General features: G+C 39.1%; 22 protein-coding genes and 1 riboswitch. Of the genes, 11 read left to right on the top strand and 11 right to left on the bottom strand.

Annotated elements, in window-relative coordinates:
* Positions 1-131: 131 nt before the first annotated feature.
* Genes BFP77_RS15220 through BFP77_RS15210 form a run of 3 tightly spaced genes read right to left on the bottom strand, consistent with a single transcriptional unit; the run spans position 132 to position 1,741 of the window.
* Positions 132-509 (bottom strand): VOC family protein, encoded by a 378-nt coding sequence (locus tag BFP77_RS15220; protein ID WP_099574904.1) that lies wholly within the window; start codon positions 507-509, stop codon positions 132-134.
* A gap of 3 nt (positions 510-512) precedes the next feature.
* Entirely contained in the window at positions 513-1,040 is a 528-nt protein-coding gene (locus BFP77_RS15215) for an SRPBCC family protein (protein WP_099574903.1), read from the bottom strand.
* 44 nt (positions 1,041-1,084) lie between these two features.
* Positions 1,085-1,741: a TrmH family RNA methyltransferase gene (locus BFP77_RS15210; protein WP_099574902.1), complete on the bottom strand. Its 657-nt coding sequence runs from the start codon at positions 1,739-1,741 to the stop codon at positions 1,085-1,087.
* 45 nt (positions 1,742-1,786) lie between these two features.
* On the opposite strand from BFP77_RS15210, the gene BFP77_RS15205 reads away from it, so the two are divergent.
* The 3 genes from BFP77_RS15205 (at position 1,787) to purB (ending at position 4,473) form a co-directional block, all read left to right on the top strand.
* A complete protein-coding gene (locus BFP77_RS15205; protein WP_099574901.1) occupies positions 1,787-2,476 on the top strand; it encodes an SIR2 family NAD-dependent protein deacylase in 690 nt (229 codons plus the stop codon).
* A complete protein-coding gene (locus BFP77_RS15200) occupies positions 2,473-3,036 on the top strand; it encodes a hypothetical protein (RefSeq protein WP_099574900.1) in 564 nt (187 codons plus the stop codon). Before BFP77_RS15205 ends, BFP77_RS15200 begins: the two co-directional genes overlap by 4 nt.
* Before the next feature lie 90 nt (positions 3,037-3,126).
* Positions 3,127-4,473 carry an adenylosuccinate lyase gene (purB, locus tag BFP77_RS15195; RefSeq protein ID WP_099574899.1) on the top strand — a complete coding sequence of 449 codons (1,347 nt, stop codon included), beginning with the start codon at positions 3,127-3,129 and terminating at the stop codon, positions 4,471-4,473.
* Positions 4,474-4,540: 67 nt separating this feature from the next.
* Here the strand turns inward: purB and BFP77_RS15190 are convergent, their stop codons facing one another.
* From BFP77_RS15190 to BFP77_RS15165, 6 genes are all read right to left on the bottom strand, one after another.
* Positions 4,541-5,350, bottom strand: a complete 810-nt coding sequence (locus BFP77_RS15190; RefSeq protein ID WP_099574898.1) for a mechanosensitive ion channel family protein — start codon at positions 5,348-5,350, stop codon at positions 4,541-4,543.
* A 156-nt stretch (positions 5,351-5,506) separates the two neighbouring features.
* Positions 5,507-6,049, bottom strand: coding sequence for a DUF4252 domain-containing protein (locus BFP77_RS15185; protein ID WP_099575129.1), 543 nt, complete (start codon positions 6,047-6,049; stop codon positions 5,507-5,509).
* Positions 6,050-6,122: 73 nt separating this feature from the next.
* Complete coding sequence (locus tag BFP77_RS15180; protein WP_099574897.1) at positions 6,123-6,665, bottom strand: DUF4252 domain-containing protein; 543 nt, start codon at positions 6,663-6,665, stop codon at positions 6,123-6,125.
* 98 nt (positions 6,666-6,763) lie between these two features.
* Positions 6,764-7,309, bottom strand: coding sequence for a DUF4252 domain-containing protein (locus BFP77_RS15175; protein ID WP_099574896.1), 546 nt, complete (start codon positions 7,307-7,309; stop codon positions 6,764-6,766).
* 11 nt (positions 7,310-7,320) lie between these two features.
* Positions 7,321-7,728 carry a hypothetical protein gene (locus BFP77_RS15170; RefSeq protein ID WP_373604840.1) on the bottom strand — a complete coding sequence of 136 codons (408 nt, stop codon included), beginning with the start codon at positions 7,726-7,728 and terminating at the stop codon, positions 7,321-7,323.
* A 13-nt stretch (positions 7,729-7,741) separates the two neighbouring features.
* Entirely contained in the window at positions 7,742-8,251 is a 510-nt protein-coding gene (locus BFP77_RS15165) for an RNA polymerase sigma factor (protein WP_099574894.1), read from the bottom strand.
* Between the two features lie 233 nt (positions 8,252-8,484).
* On the opposite strand from BFP77_RS15165, the gene BFP77_RS15160 reads away from it, so the two are divergent.
* Together BFP77_RS15160 and BFP77_RS15155 are read left to right on the top strand one after the other, a co-directional pair.
* Positions 8,485-10,014: a S41 family peptidase gene (locus BFP77_RS15160; protein WP_180272369.1), complete on the top strand. Its 1,530-nt coding sequence runs from the start codon at positions 8,485-8,487 to the stop codon at positions 10,012-10,014.
* Between the two features lie 52 nt (positions 10,015-10,066).
* Positions 10,067-11,530 (top strand): S41 family peptidase, encoded by a 1,464-nt coding sequence (locus BFP77_RS15155; RefSeq protein WP_099574892.1) that lies wholly within the window; start codon positions 10,067-10,069, stop codon positions 11,528-11,530.
* A gap of 79 nt (positions 11,531-11,609) precedes the next feature.
* On the opposite strand, the gene BFP77_RS15150 is transcribed toward BFP77_RS15155, so the two are convergent.
* Positions 11,610-13,496, bottom strand: a complete 1,887-nt coding sequence (locus tag BFP77_RS15150) for a TonB-dependent receptor plug domain-containing protein (RefSeq protein ID WP_099574891.1) — start codon at positions 13,494-13,496, stop codon at positions 11,610-11,612.
* Between the two features lie 87 nt (positions 13,497-13,583).
* A riboswitch (cobalamin riboswitch) is annotated at positions 13,584-13,807 on the bottom strand.
* 73 nt (positions 13,808-13,880) lie between these two features.
* Between BFP77_RS15150 and BFP77_RS15145 the strand changes: the two genes are divergently transcribed.
* The 6 genes from BFP77_RS15145 to BFP77_RS15120 are packed head-to-tail and all read left to right on the top strand — an operon-like array spanning position 13,881 to position 19,162.
* On the top strand, positions 13,881-15,023 hold the full coding sequence (locus BFP77_RS15145) for an ABC transporter substrate-binding protein (RefSeq protein ID WP_099574890.1): 1,143 nt from the start codon (positions 13,881-13,883) through the stop codon (positions 15,021-15,023).
* The gene (locus tag BFP77_RS15140; protein ID WP_099574889.1) at positions 15,024-16,055 is read left to right on the top strand and encodes a FecCD family ABC transporter permease; all 1,032 of its coding nucleotides are present in this window, start codon (positions 15,024-15,026) and stop codon (positions 16,053-16,055) included.
* Between the two features lie 41 nt (positions 16,056-16,096).
* Complete coding sequence (locus tag BFP77_RS15135; protein WP_257212994.1) at positions 16,097-16,867, top strand: ABC transporter ATP-binding protein; 771 nt, start codon at positions 16,097-16,099, stop codon at positions 16,865-16,867.
* 33 nt (positions 16,868-16,900) lie between these two features.
* Complete coding sequence (gene rmuC, locus BFP77_RS15130; RefSeq protein WP_099574887.1) at positions 16,901-18,250, top strand: DNA recombination protein RmuC; 1,350 nt, start codon at positions 16,901-16,903, stop codon at positions 18,248-18,250.
* 1 nt (position 18,251) lies between these two features.
* On the top strand, positions 18,252-18,617 hold the full coding sequence (locus tag BFP77_RS15125) for a 6-phosphogluconate dehydrogenase (RefSeq protein ID WP_099574886.1): 366 nt from the start codon (positions 18,252-18,254) through the stop codon (positions 18,615-18,617).
* Positions 18,617-19,162: an acyl-CoA thioesterase gene (locus tag BFP77_RS15120; protein ID WP_099574885.1), complete on the top strand. Its 546-nt coding sequence runs from the start codon at positions 18,617-18,619 to the stop codon at positions 19,160-19,162. Before BFP77_RS15125 ends, BFP77_RS15120 begins: the two co-directional genes overlap by 1 nt.
* On the opposite strand, the gene pgl is transcribed toward BFP77_RS15120, so the two are convergent.
* Positions 19,149-19,868, bottom strand: coding sequence for a 6-phosphogluconolactonase (gene pgl / locus BFP77_RS15115; RefSeq protein WP_099574884.1), 720 nt, complete (start codon positions 19,866-19,868; stop codon positions 19,149-19,151). The genes BFP77_RS15120 and pgl overlap by 14 nt on opposite strands.
* Positions 19,869-19,877: the final 9 nt, after the last annotated feature.

Below are 19,877 nucleotides of genomic sequence, written 5' to 3'. Positions count from 1 at the left end.
ACCAGGGTTTGGAAGAAAAGCCAACAGATATTTCAACCTAAGTGTCGGAGCATTTTTAATCTCGATCATCGCTTAAAGATGAAGAATGACTTTCAGTAGAACTATACCAAAGTACCGCTTACTTAAGTGCCCTATTTGTTAGAATGTAATGCAATCCTATTCCCTTCAGAATCTTTAAATAAGCCCATAAAACCATGTCCGTCTCCGATTTCCGTTTTTTGCTTTAAGACGGTACCACCAGCTTCGACCACCCTACCAAGTTCTTGAGACACATCTAAACAGGTAAAATAAATCAATGGACCATGAGTTTCACTGGGAGAATACATGTCGTGCTGCACCAACGAACCAGAAGCACCCGTTTTTTCTGGAGACATAGGAAACCAACCCATGATAAAGTCGCCCAGCTCATGAACGGCAATAGCAACATCGAATACCGTCTCGTAAAATTTCTTTGCACGGTCCATATCTCTCACCGGAATTTCAAACCATCCTACCATATTTGTTTGCATAGGCTAATTTTCCAGTTGGGTTTTTAGGCTCTCTAGGCCTTCTTCAAAATCTTTACCTACCATTTTATCCATGCTCATGAAAAGCATCATAATACTAAACGGAAATTTATTCTTCCCCGAAAAACCCCAAGTTACCTTGCTCTTTCCTGAAGCAGTTTCCTCTAAATCCATGTAACAATTAGATTCTGACTTCCATGGTTTAAAAAAACGTAGTCTACCTTCAACGCGTTCGCCGTCCACAATCTTGGTAATCTCTTGTTCGCCCTCACCTACATCTTTATTTCCGTTCCAACAACTTATTGCACCTACTTCACCATCTGTTCCAGTTAATTTTCGTTCCATATCCGGGTCTTTTTTGGCCCATGGAGACCATTCGCTTTGTTTATTAAGAAACTTCAAATACGGAAAGACATTAGCTTTAGGGCTATCTATTTCAATTGTTCTAGAAACATTGTAGGTCTTTGGGGCTATCAGCGCTAAAAAAACAACAAGCACAACGATGCCCAATAAAATATAAATTACTGTAGTCATTTGTTTATCAATTAGTTAGTTGTTAGGGTAAGATAGTGAATTTTTTATTTCATTGCGTAATACCTTATAAGAATTTCCGAAATACTCTTAATGGATTTCTTGGTCCAATCTAATCGTTTTTCGTTTTTTTCATCATTCGTAAGAGCCCACGGTAGATTCGTTTTTCTAAGTTTATCTCCTAAATTTTGAAGTATGATGGCAGCGGCAACAGAAATATTAAGACTTTCCGTAAATCCCAACATCGGTATTTTTAAAAATTCATCGGCGCTTTCCATAACCTCTTCGCTAAGGCCATCTCTTTCGGTACCAAAAAAAAGGGCTACTTTGCCATCCATCTTAAAATCATCCAAAAGAACAGCATCATGATGTGGTGTCGTGGCAACAATTTTATATCCGTTAGATTTTAACTTCCCAATACAGTCTGCCGTATTCGCATAGCGATACACATCTACCCATTGTTGGGCTCCCATAGCTATATTTTTATCCAGCCGTTTTCCGAACTTATGCTCTATCACATGGGCATCTTGTATTCCAAAAACCTCACAACTTCTGATAACGGCACTGGTATTATGAAGTTGAAATACATCTTCGATTGCCACAGTGATGTGCTTGGTGCGCTGTTCGAGTACAGAAATAAAACGCTCTAGTCTTTCTTCTGAAATAAAATTTTCTAAATACGACAAAAGATTTTCATCTATCATAAAACCAAGATAATAAAAAGTATATTTTTAACATAAAATAGAAATGTGAAGCAAATTGTAGTTCTAACAGGAGCAGGAATCAGCGCCGAAAGCGGATTAAAAACCTTTAGGGATGCCGATGGACTTTGGGAAGGACATGATGTCATGGAAGTTGCCTCACTACAAGGATTTGACAGAAATCCTGAACTGGTATTAGAATTCTACAATCAACGCCGAAGGCAATTGTTGAAGGTTACTCCCAATGCAGGACACAAGGCTTTGGTACAGCTTGAAGAAAAATTTAAAGTAGACATCATTACCCAAAACGTAGATAACCTTCATGAAAAGGCGGGCAGCAGTAACGTTCTGCACCTACACGGCGAGCTTTTTAAAGTTCGCAGCACGGCGGATGAAAATCATGTACTTGACTGGAAAAAAGACCTTGTACTTGGTGATTTTGACGAAAACGGCCATCAATTACGCCCTCATATTGTTTGGTTCGGTGAAATGGTGCCTATGCTGGAACCTGCCATAGAAATTGTAGCACAAGCGGACATTGTTATTATTATCGGCACTTCTATGCAGGTGTATCCCGCAGCAAGTTTAGTGAACTATACAAAATTAGGAACGCCTGTTTATCTTATAGATCCCAAACCCAATGTAAACGAAACTGATTTTGAAAATTTGACCATCATAGCCAAAACTGCTACCATTGGTGTGCCTGGATTGGTGGTGCAATTAATAGACCATCAATGACGGCCGATACACTTACTGAAAAATTGAATGGTTCTAGATTGAACAAGAATCAAATAATGCAATTGGTCGATGACTTAAGAGCGAGACCAGAACTTACAGCGGTTGTGTTAAAGGTCATTTATGAACAGGATAAACTCAGAAAAAACTTCAACGCGTGCTGGGTCTTTGACCATTTAATGCGCAAAAAACTAGATTACATATTGCCCAATATAAATATATTCATTGAAGGTTTAACCGTTATTAATTGGGAATCGACCCTTCGTCCTATGAGCCATGTTCTAGAAATGGTCAATGAACGATACTTTGTAAAAAAAGATGCTGCCTACATAAAAGCCATTACTTTTAAACAACAAGAAATTATGGCCGAAGTCTGTTTTGATTGGCTTATTGGCCAACATAAAGTAGCTGCTAAGGTTTTTGCCATGACCAATCTATTTTATTTAGGTGAACGATTTGACTGGATACGACCTGAACTAAAAAAGGTTTTAGAACAAAGTTATGCCTCAGGTAGCGCTGGCTACAGGGCACGGGCAAGGATGATTCTCAACAGAATAAAGTAATTAAATGTGCTGAAGTATAGCTGAAGTCCATTTTTAAACTCTAGCAGTTATAGGTATCTTTGGCCTTTTTAATACAAACAAGCCATTTACATGACAGCTCTCGATGAATTAAATGCCATTTCTCCAATAGATGGTCGTTATAGAAATAAAACGGTGAGTCTAGCGCCCTACTTCTCTGAAGCAGCCCTTATTAAATATAGGGTACGGGTTGAAATCGAATATTTTATAGCGCTTTGTGAGATTCCGTTGCCACAACTTGCCCATTTTGATAATTCCAAATTTAGTGTTCTCCGTGAAATCTATAGCAACTTTGACACCAAGGATGCCGAGGATATCAAAGAGATTGAAAAGACCACGAATCACGATGTAAAAGCCGTTGAGTATTTCATAAAAAAGGCGTTCGACAAACTTGGGCTTTCCGCCTTTAAGGAATTTATTCATTTTGGTCTAACCTCTCAAGACATAAATAATACGGCTATTCCGCTCTCCATAAAAGAAGCCATGAACGAGGTTTACGTTCCTCAATATTTTCAACTACTCGAGAAGTTAGAGGAATTAACCGCAGAATGGGCCGCTATTCCCATGCTGGCACGAACACATGGGCAACCAGCTTCTCCCACACGTTTAGGAAAAGAAATATCGGTTTACGTAAAACGCCTAAAAGAACAGTTCAACCTCTTGAACGATATTCCCAGTGCGGCTAAATTCGGTGGTGCCACAGGAAATTTTAATGCCCATAAAGTAGCCTACCCAACTATTGATTGGAAAAATTTTGGTAGCACTTTTGTTCAGGAAAAACTAGGGCTTCACCACTCCTTCCCTACCACCCAAATAGAGCATTATGACCACGTGGCGGCACTATTTGATACGATGAAAAGAATTAATACGATTGTATTAGACCTAGATCGTGACTTTTGGACCTACGTGTCCATGGATTATTTTAAACAGAAAATAAAAGCCGGTGAAGTTGGTTCTTCTGCAATGCCGCATAAAGTAAATCCGATAGACTTTGAAAATTCTGAAGGAAACTTGGGTCTGGCCAATGCCATTTTTGAACATTTATCAATCAAATTACCCGTATCTAGATTACAGCGCGATCTTACGGATAGTACCGTTTTAAGAAATGTGGGCGTGCCATTTGCACATACTATAATCGCTTTTCAAGCTACTTTAAAGGGATTGAATAAATTACTGTTGAACAAAGATAAGTTTGAGCAGGATCTTGAAAATAATTGGGCTGTAGTTGCCGAGGCGATTCAGACTATTCTTCGACGTGAAGGATATCCTAATCCATATGAAGCGTTAAAAGGTCTTACCCGAACGAACGAGAAAATCAACCAAGAATCGATAGGGAACTTTATAGATACGCTCAAAGTTTCTGAAACCATTAAAAAAGAACTGAAACAGATTACGCCAAGTAACTATACAGGTATATAGTCCCTATATGTACTAGAAACAAAAAAAGACCGCTAATTAGCGGTCTTTTTAGTTGCAAAAACTTTTCTTATTTGTTGATTTGAACCTCGTGTGGATAAGGAATTTCTATTCCCGCTTTATCCAAGGCTTCTTTCGTACCCTCGATTGTTCCAAAATAAACGTCCCAGTAATCTTCTGGCTTACAGAAAGGTCTTACGGCAAGATTTACCGAACTATCCGCTAGCTCCTCTACGTTCACACTTGGTGCTGGATCCTTAAGTACTAAAGGATTTGCCTCTAACATTGCTAAAAGTACCTCTTTTGTTTTTTTGATATCGGAACCGTAATCCACGCCGACAGTCGTATCTACACGCATTTTACCTTCTGCGGTATAGTTAATTATATTTCCGTTGGCCATGGCACCATTTGGAACAATGGCAAGTTTGTTTTGTGGCGTTATCAATTTTGTAGTGAAAATCTCGATTTCCTTAACGCTACCCAATACACCTTGAGCTTCTACCAAATCACCAATTTTGTATGGTTTAAAAATGATGATTAAAACGCCACCCGCAAAATTCGAGAGCGAACCTTGAAGCGCTAGACCAATGGCTAAACCTGCGGCCGCTATTACAGCTGCTAAACTTGTTGTCTCAACGCCTAACGTAGAGATAACGGTAATGATCAAGAATATCGTCAGTGCCCATTTGGCAAGACTCAAAAGAAATTTCTGAAGGGATTTATCGTAGTCAGCTTTGGACATCGTGCCCCGCAGCAGCTTCATTATCTTTTTAATTATCCACGAGCCGATAATGTAAATTACTACAGCTCCAATTAGCTTTGGGCCGAATTCGGTGATAAATTCAATTCCTTTATCAATCCATACTTTTGCGTCTTCCATGATAGTTTTCTGTTGTTTTAGTGTTCATATGATTTTTATAATTAGTAAGAAACAAAAATATCTAGAAGGTCACAAAATTAATGTGTCAATTACCGTACAAATTAAAAAATCCCGCTCCGTTTAGAACGAAGCAGGATTCTTTAAAAACCTGTAGCACTATTTACCATCGAAAAAATTACCTAAATCTCCAAGACCCTCGCCATTGAAATCAGATTTCTGTAAAGCTTGTAATAATTGAACAAAATGTGCTGGATTCATTTCTTTTCCCAATACACGTACAAGAGCAAAACCTTTTTCCTTGTTATCACCAAATATAATAACCTCGTCTATGGCATCCTCTTCTCCTTTATAACGAATAGCGGCCTTACCGAACTCCGTGTTCATTTTCATTAATTCGGTATAATCGTCATTTGCCAAGATGGCCTTTACATTAGCTTTCTCCGTTTTGTAAGCAGCAACATTGTCCAAGGTTTTTTTAAAGGCTAGAATATTAAGTTTTTTCAAGGACTCAAAAGCATTTTTCTGTTCTGAGGTTAGTTCCGCTTCTTCTAAATTCAAAAGACTGGTAGGAATATCAAAAGACAAAAAATTTGGATTTTCGGAGTTGTCAACATAGTATTCCTGTAAGCTCTGTGTTGAAGAACAAGATGATACGATGACCAGTATTAACAAAAGACAGATTCTAATTATTTTTTTCATATCCATTAGCTTTACAATTCATTAAACCGTCCCGTTTAAGTAAGTTTTCTTAAACGGGACGGTCAATTTTTATTTATTTTCTGCCTGCCTTGTTCAAATCTTTGGGCAAATCCATTTTGTTGGTGATGGTGCCAATTTTATTCAAATCAATATCGCCGGTTAAACTTACTAAGACAGTTTCTAATTTTCTACCATTATGTCCCATCTCAACATTATCCAATCCTGAAACGAACATTAATAGTTCTGACACGTAATCCTTCTTCTTTCCTTCCTTTATGTAAAACTTCACGTTCACATCCTTGTCCTTAACGCGCATTAACTCTTCTAGCTTAGAAGATTTTAAATACTTATTCACGGTTTTGGACATATCCGCAGATACCGCTGCATCTTCTGTCATAAAGACCTTGACCCGATTTAAACCGCTTGCCGCTTCCATAAATTCCTTAGCTTCAGCATCGTCACTCATCGCTCCTAACTTGGAGACTAGATCTATCATCCCTTTATTTACGATTACCGAACCCACTTGATCCATATCTTCATATTTATCAAAGATGGATTGAGAAAAACCAAATGTTGGCAAAAGGGCTATTAAAAATACTACTACTACTTTTTTCATGATGTTGTTTTTTGATTTGTTATTGATGAATTATTAATAAAAAAGAGTCCTGCCAATACTGTTGTTTTACGATCAGCAAGACCCATACGTTCTGCTTGTTATTGCTTTTTACCCGCTTTATTCAATTCTTCGGGTAAGTTCATTTTCCTTGTTAGGGAGCCTATTTTATTTAAGTCGATATCTCCTGTAAGGGAAAGTAATACGGTTTCAAACTTTCTTCCGTTAACGTCCATATCCACGTTTTTCATTCCGGTTACGAACATTAAAAGTTCGCTAACGTGATCTTCGTCCTTACCTTGTTTAATGTAGAACTTTACATTGGCTTCTTTATCCTTCACTCGCATTAGCTCTTCAAGCGAATTGGATTTTAAGTACTTGTTCATTGTACTCATCATATCTGCAGAGATACTTTTGTCCTCGGTAATAAAAACCTTTAAGTTCTTCAAACTTTTGGCGATATCCATAAAGTCTTGTGCTTCCGGATCATCTACCTCTACATCGATATTGGATAATAACCTGAACATACTAGAGTTTACCACTACCGCACTTACATTATCCAAATCTTCGTATTTATCGAACATGGATTGTGAGAATCCGGTATAGCACGCCATTGCCATTACTATTGTAACTATTATTTTCTTCATTATATTTACTATTAATTGTTGTTATAAATTTTTTGTTTTGTTTCTTCGAATTCATTTAAATAAGCTACTTTTTCAGTGCCCTTATTAAAATTAACGGCCAAGAGTGCAAAGGCTTTTTTTGTTTGATTGTAAGCCAACAAAGCTTTTTCTTGATCCGCAATTTGTTGTTCTCGGTAGTCATTACCAAAATAAAGTCCAAATGCAAGAACTACTGCCGCAGCAACGGATGCCCACTTATATATATTATTTTTAGCTTTTAATGGGACTTGCCTTGTAAATCGTTCTTCTTTGGCTCTTGAAAAGTATTGAAACATGGGAGCATACTGCTCTAGATGCGTTGCTACACTTTCTTTAGAAAAATAGTCCCTAAGAGTTTCTTCTTCTGCAACTGTGGTAGTTGCTTCAAAATACTTTTCCAATAATTTCTCTATGTTATCCAATTCCATAACTATGTTTTTGAATTAGTTTTTCTCTTACTGTTTTTCTTGCTCTTGACAAGGCCACTCGTATTGCCGTTGGTTTCATGTCTAAAAGCGCTTCTATTTCGTCATAATCGTATTGCTCAACATCCCTTAACTGCAATACCATCTTCTGTTGTTCGGGTAATTCTTCCATTATCCGCTCTACCCAGCTGATACTATCCCTGGCCTCTACCTGTTTTTGTAAAGAGGAATTATCATCACTATAATTGCTGTGTACCAATTTAAGGTTCCCTGCTTGCTTAGATTTTAATCGATCTAAACAAAAGTTCTTTGTCATTGTCATCGCAAAGGCTTCTACATTCTTATAGCTACCCATTGCTTTTTTCTTGGACCATAACTTTAAAAGAATTTCTTGCGTAGCATCCTCTGCCTCTTCGCTGGACACTAATAAGCGTTTTGCCATTCTGTACAGCTTATCCTTAAAAGGCATTACCACATTTAAAAACTCCGTTTGTTTCATTTGTTGGTTCAGTTGCTCGCAAACCCATTCATTGGTCTACAAAAGGAAGACGACATTCAACGAATTTTGTTACAATAAATTTTTTTTAATACCACATGTAAGTAAATTTAACATCCTTACACTAAAGAATTACGTATCTATCGTAAGATTGTGACGGAGCAATGAATTTTACCATTTCTGTATTCTGGAATAATTGTTGCTTAAAATATTTATATTGCTTAAAAAAGAGATTTATGAAAAAGTACTTTTTATCACTCCTTGTACTCGGAGTTTGTTTCACTGCCTGTAATAAAAATGATGATGCTCCATTAGTGGAAGAAGTCATTGAGGAGGAGGAAGTTGTTGAAGAAAATCCCCAGGTGGTCAATATTGAGGCCCAAAACTTTATGTGGCAGGCCATGAATGCATTTTATTTCTGGCAAGAAGACGTTCCTGATCTGGCAGATGATCGCTTTGCGACACAAGTGGCCTACGAAGATTTCTTAGAGGATGAGCCTAATCCAGAAGATTTTTTCTATCAAATATGTTATAATCATGAACGCGTGGTCGGTGAAGCTGCTGCCATAGACCGTTTCTCCTTTGCGGCGGAAGATTATAAGGATTTGGTGAGTAGACTTCAGGGAGTATCTAGAAGCAATGGTTTGGAATTTCAACTCTATCTATTTCAAGGTAGTGATGATGTATATGGCGTAGTTACCTATATCGCTAGAGATTCAGATGCCTCAACGAAAGACATCAAAAGAGGTGATATTTTTATCGGGGTTGATGGTCAAAGACTCAATAGAACTAATTTTAGAGATTTGTTGTTCGGTGAGAATACCACTTATACTTTGGATATGGCTGAAATCGTAGACAACAGTATTACCGAGAACAACAAAGAAGTTACTCTAACTAAAGTGGACAATTTTTCAGAAAATCCTATTCTTGTATCCAACGTATTGGAACAAAGCGGAATTAAGATCGGTTACCTTATGTACAATGGTTTCTTAGCCGCTTTTGACGAAGAACTGAACAATGTCTTTGGGAACTTTAAGTCAGAAGGTGTTCAGGAACTCGTGTTAGACTTTAGATACAATGGTGGCGGTAGGGTCAGTACGGCAGTACAAATCGCAAGTTCTGTTTATGGCACAAACACGAATGACCTTTTCTTAAAGGCGAGGTATAATAATAAGATTCAATCCACTTTTGACCCAGGAGACGGAGAAACAAACTTTTCCAGCACTACCATAGATGGTTCCCCTATAAATGCATTAAATCTGCAACGGGTATACGTGATAACAACGGACCGCACGGCCTCTGCAAGCGAGCTCGTAATCAACGGTCTTGCACCGTACGTGGATGTCGTTCAAATAGGAACAACGACTACAGGTAAGAACGAATTCTCGATAACCTTTGTAGATGATTTAGAAAATAGTTATTTCTACGATCCTGATAGAGAAGCTAACATAAACCCTAATAACCAATGGGGAATACAACCCCTTTTGGGAAGAAACGAGAATGCTGATGGTTTTTCCGATTATACCTCTGGCCTAGTACCCAATTTTGAATTAGAAGAAGATATTTCTAATCTTGGTGTTTTAGGAGACCCTTCAGAACCCTTACTTGCTTTGACCATAAGTCAAATAACTGGAGAAAGCGGTAAAATTGATTTGACACCTGCCATGACCGCGAATACCTTATTTGGGTCCTATGACCTTAAAGAAAATACCAATGTTTCACTTATGGACGGTCTCATGCACTTAGATATGCCCAATAGAAAATAATAATCTGTTCTAGACGTTACTTTTGTACAGGATAATTTAGGTGGGATTTTTCATGAAAAAATATTATTTCGTTTTACTGGTATTCGTTGCACTATCTTGTTCCAAGACCGATGAATTTGAAATACCGAATACTGTAGACCCAATTTCAGAGGAAGTGGCCGTCCAGGATTTTATGTGGAAAGCCATGAACTTTTGGTATTTCTGGCAAGATGAAGTTCCTGATTTGGCAGATGATAGATTCGAGAATACCAATGAGGGCCGGGAAGCATACACTTCTTTTTTAGCCTCCGAGGAAAATCCAGCAGATTTCTTCGATAGGAAATTAAAATTTATAGAGGATCGATTTAGCTTCTACAATTCGGATTATCGTGAGCTTACAAACTCCCTGGCCGGTATCTCCAGAAGTAACGGAGTGCAGTTTGGCCTGGTACGGTTTGCGGACCGTCAGAACCTTTTTGGGTATGTACGCTATATTCTCCCAAACTCGGACGGTGCTACCAAAGACATTCAACGAGGGGACTTATTTATCGGAGTAGACGGCCAGCCTTTGACAGAAGACAACTATATTAATCTTTTGTTCGGTGATAACAGCACCTACACTCTAAATATGGCAACATTTGTTAATGGCGAGGTTACGCCCAACGATGAAGAGGTTACGCTTACAAAACAAGAGGCATTCGCAGAAAACCCTGTTTTCATTGCCAAAACTTTCGAGATCGGCAATGAGAAAATAGGCTATTTAATGTACAACAAGTTCACCAACGAATATGATGATAATCTGTATGATGCTTTTGTTGCCTTTGAATCCTCCGGAGTCAATAATCTTATTGTAGATCTACGATATAATCCCGGTGGTTCGGTGAATACAACACGTTTACTAGCGAGTATGATTTATGGGACGAATACCTCAGATTTGTTCCTTAGAAAACGCTATAACGATAAGATTCAAGCACAGCGTTCAACAAGTCAGCTAGAGGTTTATTTCGCAGACCGCGTCGGCAGCAGAACCATCAATTCCTTAGAATTGCCTAAAGTGTATGTTCTGACTACAAGAAGTTCCGCATCTGCAAGTGAGCTGCTTATAAATAGTTTGGAACCCTATACGGATGTTGTTCAAATTGGCGATGTTACCAGAGGAAAAAATGAATTTTCGACAACCTTGGTAGACGACCGCGAAAACTCTTATTTGTATAATCCGTCCAGAGTAAATAAAATAAACCCTAATAATCAGTGGGCCATTCAACCCTTACTGGGCAGAAATGAGAATGCAGAAGGGTTCTCTGATTTTACAAGTGGTTTGGTTCCGGATATTGAGCAAAAAGAGGATTTAAGTAATCTTGGTGCACTTGGTGACCAGAACGAACCTTTATTGGCCAGAGCCATTCAAGAAATAACAGGATTATCAGGTAAGCGCAGCTTTACGGTAAAGACACCGATAGATATAATGGGTAGTTCACAAATGACGGAGCCGCTTCACAATAAAATGATAGACGATACCCACTATAACTTAAATTAGTCGGGACATCTACTAACGGATTCAAAATACAAAGAGAGCGGCCAAAGCCCGCTCTCTTTGTATTAAAAAAGTTTTGAAATTATAATCTTAAGCGCATTCCCAACCGCAGATTTCGTCCTTTGGTGGTAAAATCTATGACCTCAACATATTCTTCATTGAGAAGATTACTGATAGAGAAAAAGAAGCTTATCTTACTGTTCAAATCATGTTTCATATTGAAATCCAAAAGACCAAAAGATTCTAAATCCACCGTGGTAAAGGTGGCAAAATCGGTATCGGAACGCTCAGAAACATATTGGTACGCTAGTGAGAAGAAAGTACGCTCGCTGAAATCATATCCCACATTGGCGTTAATTTTGGTTTTAGGATTTCGCAAAGCTAAACCGTTATCGGCGTCCGTATAGGTGTAATTTGCGCTTATATTCAACTTCTCTAAAGGTTGCACCTGCAACTCCACTTCCAGACCATTAAAATTTGCAGTCTCCGCTGCATTCCTGTACTGACTTTCAAAAGTAGTTGGGTCAATGGTAACAAACTGAATTCTTCCGTCTTCTTGTCTATCAAAATAGAGCGCACTAATCCTAAAATTATCAGAAGGTCTATACTCTATACCACCTTCCAAAGTTATATTCTCCTCTGGCCCCAACTCAGGATTAGCCCCAAAAGGTCCGTACAATTGCGATAGGTTGGGTGCAATAAACGAGGTAGCATAGGAACCTAGGAATTTGATGTATCCATCTGTGGTTTTGATAGTATAGGACGGATTAAAATTATAAATAAAGTTACTCCCGTAATCGCTATGATTGTTTAAACGCGCTCCAACATTCAGGTTCAATCCAAAGTCACTGACAAAAACGGCATTGGCGTAAGGATCTGTGCTGGTGGTATTTTCTTCTTCTGTAAAGACCGTAGTATTTTCAATGATATTAAGGCCTACAATGGTATAAAATCTATCGCTAAAAGTATATTTATTGAATATATCCAGAACAAACGACTCTGAATCAAAAGCCGACGGAAAGCTGGACTTGAAACTCCTTGTTATCTGGTTAAAAGCACCATTTACTTGAATGCTTCCGTTGTTATATTTATACTTTGATGCAAGGCCAAAACGAGATTGCTCACTTCTAAAACTAAAATCCGCATCTTCTACAGGAAAACCATTATCAAAGTCTGAATTTAGTTTATTGTAAAAGGCCGATGCGGTGATATCGAATTTTTCCGAGAATTGATAGCCTACGAAAAAGTTACCGTCTATTCTAGAAAAATCATCGGGCTCCTCTCCTATGGCAGCGGAAAGTCCGTCCGTAAATTGATGCCCTCCAGACGCAAGGACAGATAGTTTATCATGCTTTGCCCTTAAGTTTACCGTATTCGAAAAATCAGAAATATTAGTATTCTGTTCGCTGGAAGATTGATTTGTACCAAAATTTGACAACACCTCTAGAGCGACACCCTCGTTCACTACTTTTTTAGTGGTAATGTTGATGACGGCGGTAGCGGCCGAGTTTCCGTATAAAGTACTGGCAGCTCCCTTTAATATTTCAATACGTTCTATTTGTGAAGGATTGAGCAATCGCAAGTCATACTCGCCATTTACATTAGATGGGTCAGAGACCTGGATACCGTCAATTACGACCAATACCTGTCTATTATTTCCTCCACGGGCAAAAACGGAGATATTTTGGCCTGCAAAGCTTCTACTACCGTTTACTTCAATACCACTTCTAGTGTTGATGATTTCTGCAAGGGTTCTACCCTGATTTCGTTCCAGTTCCTCGGCCGATATTCTTACGACGGTTTTACCGGAGTTCTCACGTTTTAATGCAAAACGGGAATCACTTACCACAACTTCATCCAACTCTTGAAGTTTCATGGAGTCTTGATGTTTCTCTTGTCTTTGTTCTTGTGAGAACATGCTAGCGCATAGCAAAGCCAGAGCGCCAAAGCCTAATAATCTTTTATTCATTTTTAATCTCTTGTTCGAGCGAATAGTATGTCTGTACCCATACGTAAACCTTTATCCCGAAAGTTTAACAATAGTTTTTCGCTGCCATCGGCAGACTTATTTCTGGCAGGTCTCCTGACTTGTCTAAAGTTATTTTGCCTTCCCACCTTTATCGGCAGTGGCTTTAGAAGTAAATAACTCCCTCTTTAAAGGAGGTGCCAAAACGGATTTGGCATATACTTACAGTTGCGGGAACAGCTCCGGAATTGCACCGGATTCCCTTTTAAGTCCATCATTAAAAAATAACGAACACCAAAATTCAGAGTGAAAGTAAACATTTTGTTTAATCTTTCTAAGCAACGATGAAATAATACTACTTTTGAAAAATCAATTAAAATTTATTCTTTGAAACAAAACCTATTTTTGCTCCTTCTTCTCTTACATTTTGGTTGTAAGGATGTTCAAAAGGGCCAATTCCCCACACAAACTACGGTAGAGGAAGTTTCCGTAACCCATGCTAACGGTTTTAACATTGAAAAATCAGGAGACCTAACACTCATTAAAATAACATCCCCGTGGCCAGATGCGGAATCGGTATTTACGTATGCGTTGATTCCAAAGGACAAATTGGCCGCAATGACCTTAAACAAAGAAGCCTACGACGCAATTGTTGCCGTTCCTATAGACAATATAGTTGTCACGTCCACTACGCATATACCCGCACTAGAGGCTTTGGGAGTATTGAATAAGTTATTAGGGTTTCCAGACACACAGTACATTTCCTCTGAGGAAGCTCGTAAACGAATTGATAATGGAGCTATTAAGGAATTAGGCAACAACGAATCCCTAAATACCGAAATGGTCATTGCCCTGAATCCGGAACTTGTTGTCGGTTTTGGAATAAATGCCCAGAACATGGCTTATGAAACAATTTCGCGTTCTAACATTCCAGTCGTTTACAACGGAGACTGGACAGAAAATACTCCCTTGGGCAAAGCGGAATGGATAAAGTTCTTTGCCCCTTTCTTTCAAAAAGAAAAAGAGGCAGAAGGTATTTTCAAAGAAATTGAGACAGCGTATTCGACAGCAAAACAAATAGCTAAAAAGGCTACCAGCGTGCCAACGGTGATGAGCGGAGCCATGTATAAAGACGTTTGGTACCTTCCTGGTGGCAATAGCTGGGCCGCACAGTTTATAAAAGATGCGAATGCCAACTATCTTTGGCAAGGAACACCTGAGACGGGCAGCCATTCCCTAAGTTGGGAAAGCGTACTCCAGCAAGCGGAGTTGGCCGATTTTTGGGTGGCACCTGCTCAATTTACAGCATATAAGGACATGAAGGATGCTAGCCTACACTACCCCCAGTTTAAACCTTTTAAAGAAAGACATATTTATACTTTTGCAAACACGCTTGGAGCAACCGGAGGTTTGCTGTATTATGAATTGGCTCCTCAAAGACCGGATTTGGTTCTAAAAGATTTGATACATATTTTTCATCCAGAATTGTTACCGGAACATCAACCCTTCTTTTTTAAACCGCTTGAATAATTGGAGTATCAAAGAACATATCGTTTTTCATTCCTCTTTTTAATCCTGTTATTAGGGCTTTGTTTTATACTAAATCTTAGCTTGGGCTCTGTTTCTATTTCTTTATCGGATACAGTAAATGCGATTTTTGGAGGGGAATTAGAGGACGCTTCCTCCGCATACATCATTTGGAATTATCGTATTCCCAAAGCCTGTACTGCCATTTTAGTTGGTGGGGGCTTGGCACTAAGCGGGCTTTTGATGCAAACACTTTTCAGAAATCCATTGGCCGGACCTTTTGTTCTAGGAATTAGTTCAGGAGCCAGTTTAGGGGCGGCCCTTCTCATTATGGGTGCCTCCTTTTTTTCCGGATTGGCGACACTTGGCCTTGCCAACGATGTTGCGTTGGCAATCGCCTCTAGTGTGGGTAGTTTCTTAGTGCTGTTGGCCGTGTTGGTCGTAGCCTTGAAAATAAAGGATACCATGGCATTACTCATTATCGGTCTTATGTTCGGAAGTATCACTGCGGCTATCGTGAGTGTACTTTCCTATTTTAGCAATGCGGAAAAATTACAACAGTTTATCTATTGGTCCTATGGTAGTGTCGGCAACCTGACCTGGTCGCAATTGGCGCTGTTGCTGGGCTTTGTTTGTTTGGGCGTACTGTTAAGTGTACTGTCTATTAAATCCTTAAACGGATATTTGCTGGGAGAGCATTATGCACAAAGTCTAGGTATTAACCTTAAAAAGTCACGTTATATCATCATCATCGCTACAGGATTGTTAGCAGGAAGTATAACGGCCTTTGCGGGTCCCATAGCCTTTATAGGTTTAGCTGTACCTCATTTAACACGACAAATTTTTGATACAACCGACCATAGAATATTGGTGCCCGCCGTGCTCGTTTATGGAGGAATCATTTTATTAATTTGTGATTTGGTTGCACAAATTCCCGGTTCGGTAAATGTACTACCTATAAACGCTATAACCAGTATCATCGGTGCGCCAGTGGTTATCTGGTTATTATTGCGTAGTCGAAAAATGGTATTTTAAATAGTTGTTAGTTGCTGAAAATATAATTCATTAAAACAAAAGTGAAACATAGCGCCTTAGATGTTAGCGATTTGTCCATTGGATATAAATCCATATCCATTTGCGATAATATTAACTTTCAACTTCAAAAAGGAGAGCTTACCGCAATCGTTGGGATTAACGGTATTGGTAAATCTACCTTGTTGCGGACCCTTGGCAATTTTCAACCTAAAATTTCAGGAAGCATCAAAATAAATAGCAAGGATTTAGAAGATTACGACCCGTTAACTTTGGCCTCTAAAATCAGTGTGGTCCTGACAGAACCGATTGCCTCAAAGAATCTTACGGTACAGGAAATCATAGCGTTAGGGAGACATCCCTATACCAATTGGCTGGGCAAGCTATCCTCCAACGATCTTCTGAAAATTACAGCGGCTATTGAGATGTTGGAGCTTACAAATTTGAAACACCAAAAGTGCCATGAGCTAAGCGATGGACAATTGCAACGCGTGCTCATTGCCAGAGCTTTTGCCCAAGATACGGATATGATACTGCTGGACGAGCCCACCTCCCATTTAGACTTGTACCACAAAGTTCAAATCTTGAAATTGTTACAATCCATTGCGCATCACACTCAAAAAACTATCCTGTTCACAAGCCATGAAATAGAAATGGCCATACAGCTCTGTGATAAAATGGTAATTCTGGATGGTGCTAAAAACCCTTTTGAACAACCTTGTACACTTATCAAAAACAAGGCTTTTGAGCGTCTTTTTCCTTCAGATACCGTAACTTTTGATTCCGCTATGGGAGCTTTTCGTATTCAGAAGTAACCTGTATCTTTACTACGGTTTTTAGAACACACCATGAACGAGACATTGCTTTATATACTAATTGCCCTTGTTTTCCTCGGAATAGGTTATTTTCTTGGAAATTACATCCAAAATTTAAAGACTAAATCTAGCCAGAGTGCCCTAGAGGAACGGGAGCAGCAAATGCATAATAATCTTACCGTCTTAGAGCAGCGTTTACGAGATACGGAAGAACATAAAATACATTTACAGAACGAGAAAGAACAGCTCGGCAATCAATTAGTGCGGTATCAGGCCGATATGGAAAACCTTCAGCTCAAGAACAGAGAGCAAAAAGAAGAGGTAGAAAAACTGCAGGAAAAGTTTACCAAGGAATTTGAGAATCTAGCCAATAAAATATTGGAAGAGAAAAGTTTAAAATTTACAGCGCGAAACGAAAAAAATATAAAAGACATCTTAACCCCTCTTAATGAGAAGATTCAACTCTTTGAAAAAAAGGTAGAGGAAAGTCAAAAAGAGAACATCAGCATTCACTCCGCGCTCAAAGAGCAACTCTTGAACCTTCAGACCCAAAACCTGAAAATTACCCAAGAGGCGGAAAACTTGACCAAAGCCCTCAAAGGCGATAGTAAAATGCAAGGAAATTGGGGCGAACTGGTGTTGGAACGGGTGTTAGAAAAATCCGGTTTGGAGAAAGACAGGGAATACACCGTGCAGCAAAGTTTTACCAGAGAAGACGGCTCCCGCGTACTTCCAGACGTTATCATTAACCTGCCAGATGGTAAGAAAATGATTGTGGATTCCAAGGTTTCCCTAACGGACTATGAGCGATACATTAATGCGGAGGACGATTTACAGGAGAAATATCTAAAAGACCACATCAATTCATTACGAAGACATGTGGACCAATTGTCCGCCAAAAAGTATGAGGATTTGTATGAAATGGAGAGTCCGGATTTTGTGTTAATGTTCGTTCCTATAGAGCCTGCATTCGCTATTGCGATTAACAATGATAATAGCCTGTATAACAAGGCTTTTGAACAAAACATTGTCATCGTTACTCCATCTACCCTACTCGCTACCTTGCGTACCATAGATAGCATGTGGAACAATGAAAAACAGCAACGTAACGCTATTGAAATTGCAAGACAGGCCGGAGCCCTCTATGATAAGTTTGAAGGCTTTGTAGGGGACCTAACCAAAGTTGGTAAAAAAATGGACGATGCCAAAGCGGAATATAAAGGTGCCATGAACAAACTGGTCGAAGGTCGTGGAAACATCGTTACGAGTATTGAAAAACTTAAAAAAATGGGCGCCAAGGCAAAAAAATCCATTCCAGACCCTATTTTGAAACGTGCCCAAGAAGATGATTTTGGGGAAGAAGAGCCGAAACTAAAATTATAATATGAAAAAAATACTATTCCTATTTATAGGCGGACTCTTTGTGCTGCTAGCCGCATACTACGCATTTATTTATTTTGTGCCCTATAGCGAAGGGGTACGTTCTGGAGAATTGATTAAAATAAGTCATAAAGGCGTTCTTGTTAAGACCTGGGAGGGAGAAATTAGTCAGGGTATCTCTGGAGCCCAGATTTTTGCGTTCTCCGTCTTGGATAAGGATAAAAAAGTTATTGAAAAGCTAAAGAAGTATCAAGGACAATACGTTAAAGTAAACTATACAGAACGCTTTGCTACTTTTATGTGGTTAGGAGATACCAAATATTTTATTACCGACGTGGTACCCGAAAATTCACCTCATTTTAATAACTAATGGAACAATTTAAAAGCGCAAAGGCATCTAGGGTTTCAATTACCGAATTAATGCTACCCTCCCATTCCAACTTTGGCGGGAAAGTACACGGCGGACATATTCTGAATCTTATGGACCAAATTGCCTTTGCCTGTGCCTCCAAGCATTCTAGGCGTTATTGCGTAACGGCTTCCGTAAATCGCGTAGATTTCCTTAACCCTATCGAAGTTGGAGAGCTGGTCACCCTCAGGGCATCTATTAATTATACCGGAAAGACCTCTATGGTCGTAGGTGTACGTGTAGAATCGGAAAACATTACTACGGGCAAAAAGAAACACTGCAATTCCTCTTACTTCACTATGGTAGCCAAAGATGAAGAAGGCAATAGTGTAGCCATTCCTGGACTATTGGTAACCGACGCGCAAGGTGTACGACGTTTTGCTAGAAGTAAATTCCGAAAAGAATCTGCCTTTAAAAGAGATACCAAGTTTGATGAAAACAATTTTAAAGTTGATGAATTTCTTGCCGTGTTAGCTTCTGAAAATTGCAAACTTAATCTCCCCTAACTCCTGAAGCTGCACTATGGTCTAAAAACCATACCAAATTTCCCGACTCAGGGTTTACGAGACTTGCCGGATAACTCTTATGGTCCCCAGTTTTGTTTATGATTTCGGTTACTTTATCGGCTTTACTTTCGCCTGTGACCAAAAAAGCGACTTCCTTGGATTTATTGATCACTTTCCCATTAATGGAAACACGCTCTTGACCAGAATCTGGATGCATAGCCACAACACAATGATCCTCAGCATGCCATAACGCTATTTCATGCGGAAAGATAGAAGCTGTATGTCCGTCATCACCCATGCCCAAAATCACCAGGTCAAACTGAGGTATCCCATCTACCCTATCCAAGTTAATCTCCAAAAGATTTGCATAGCGCATCGCCTCTCCCGTTGGATTATTCTCTCCCAAAACACGATGAATATTTTCTTCTGGCATAGTAATCTTAGAAAAAAGATGGTCTACCGTCATTTTATAATTGCTCTGTTCATCCGTGGGTGGTACACAACGCTCATCACCCCAATAAAAATGGATTTTACTCCAATCAATCTTAGCTGCATAATCGGAAGCTAACCTATGAAAGACAATCTTTGGTGTACTTCCTCCTGATAATGCAATATGCACCGTTTCTTTCGTAGCCACAAAATCCGCTAAGTAGCTGGAAAATTCTTTCGCGACTTCGTTTTTATCCTTGTAAATCTTTAATTCCATTTCAAACTT

Source organism: Maribacter sp. 4U21, assembly GCF_002742365.1.
Taxonomy (GTDB): domain Bacteria; phylum Bacteroidota; class Bacteroidia; order Flavobacteriales; family Flavobacteriaceae; genus Maribacter.
The sequence above is the reverse complement of the archived record's forward strand: the minus strand, read 5'-3'. Positions and strand labels throughout refer to the sequence as shown.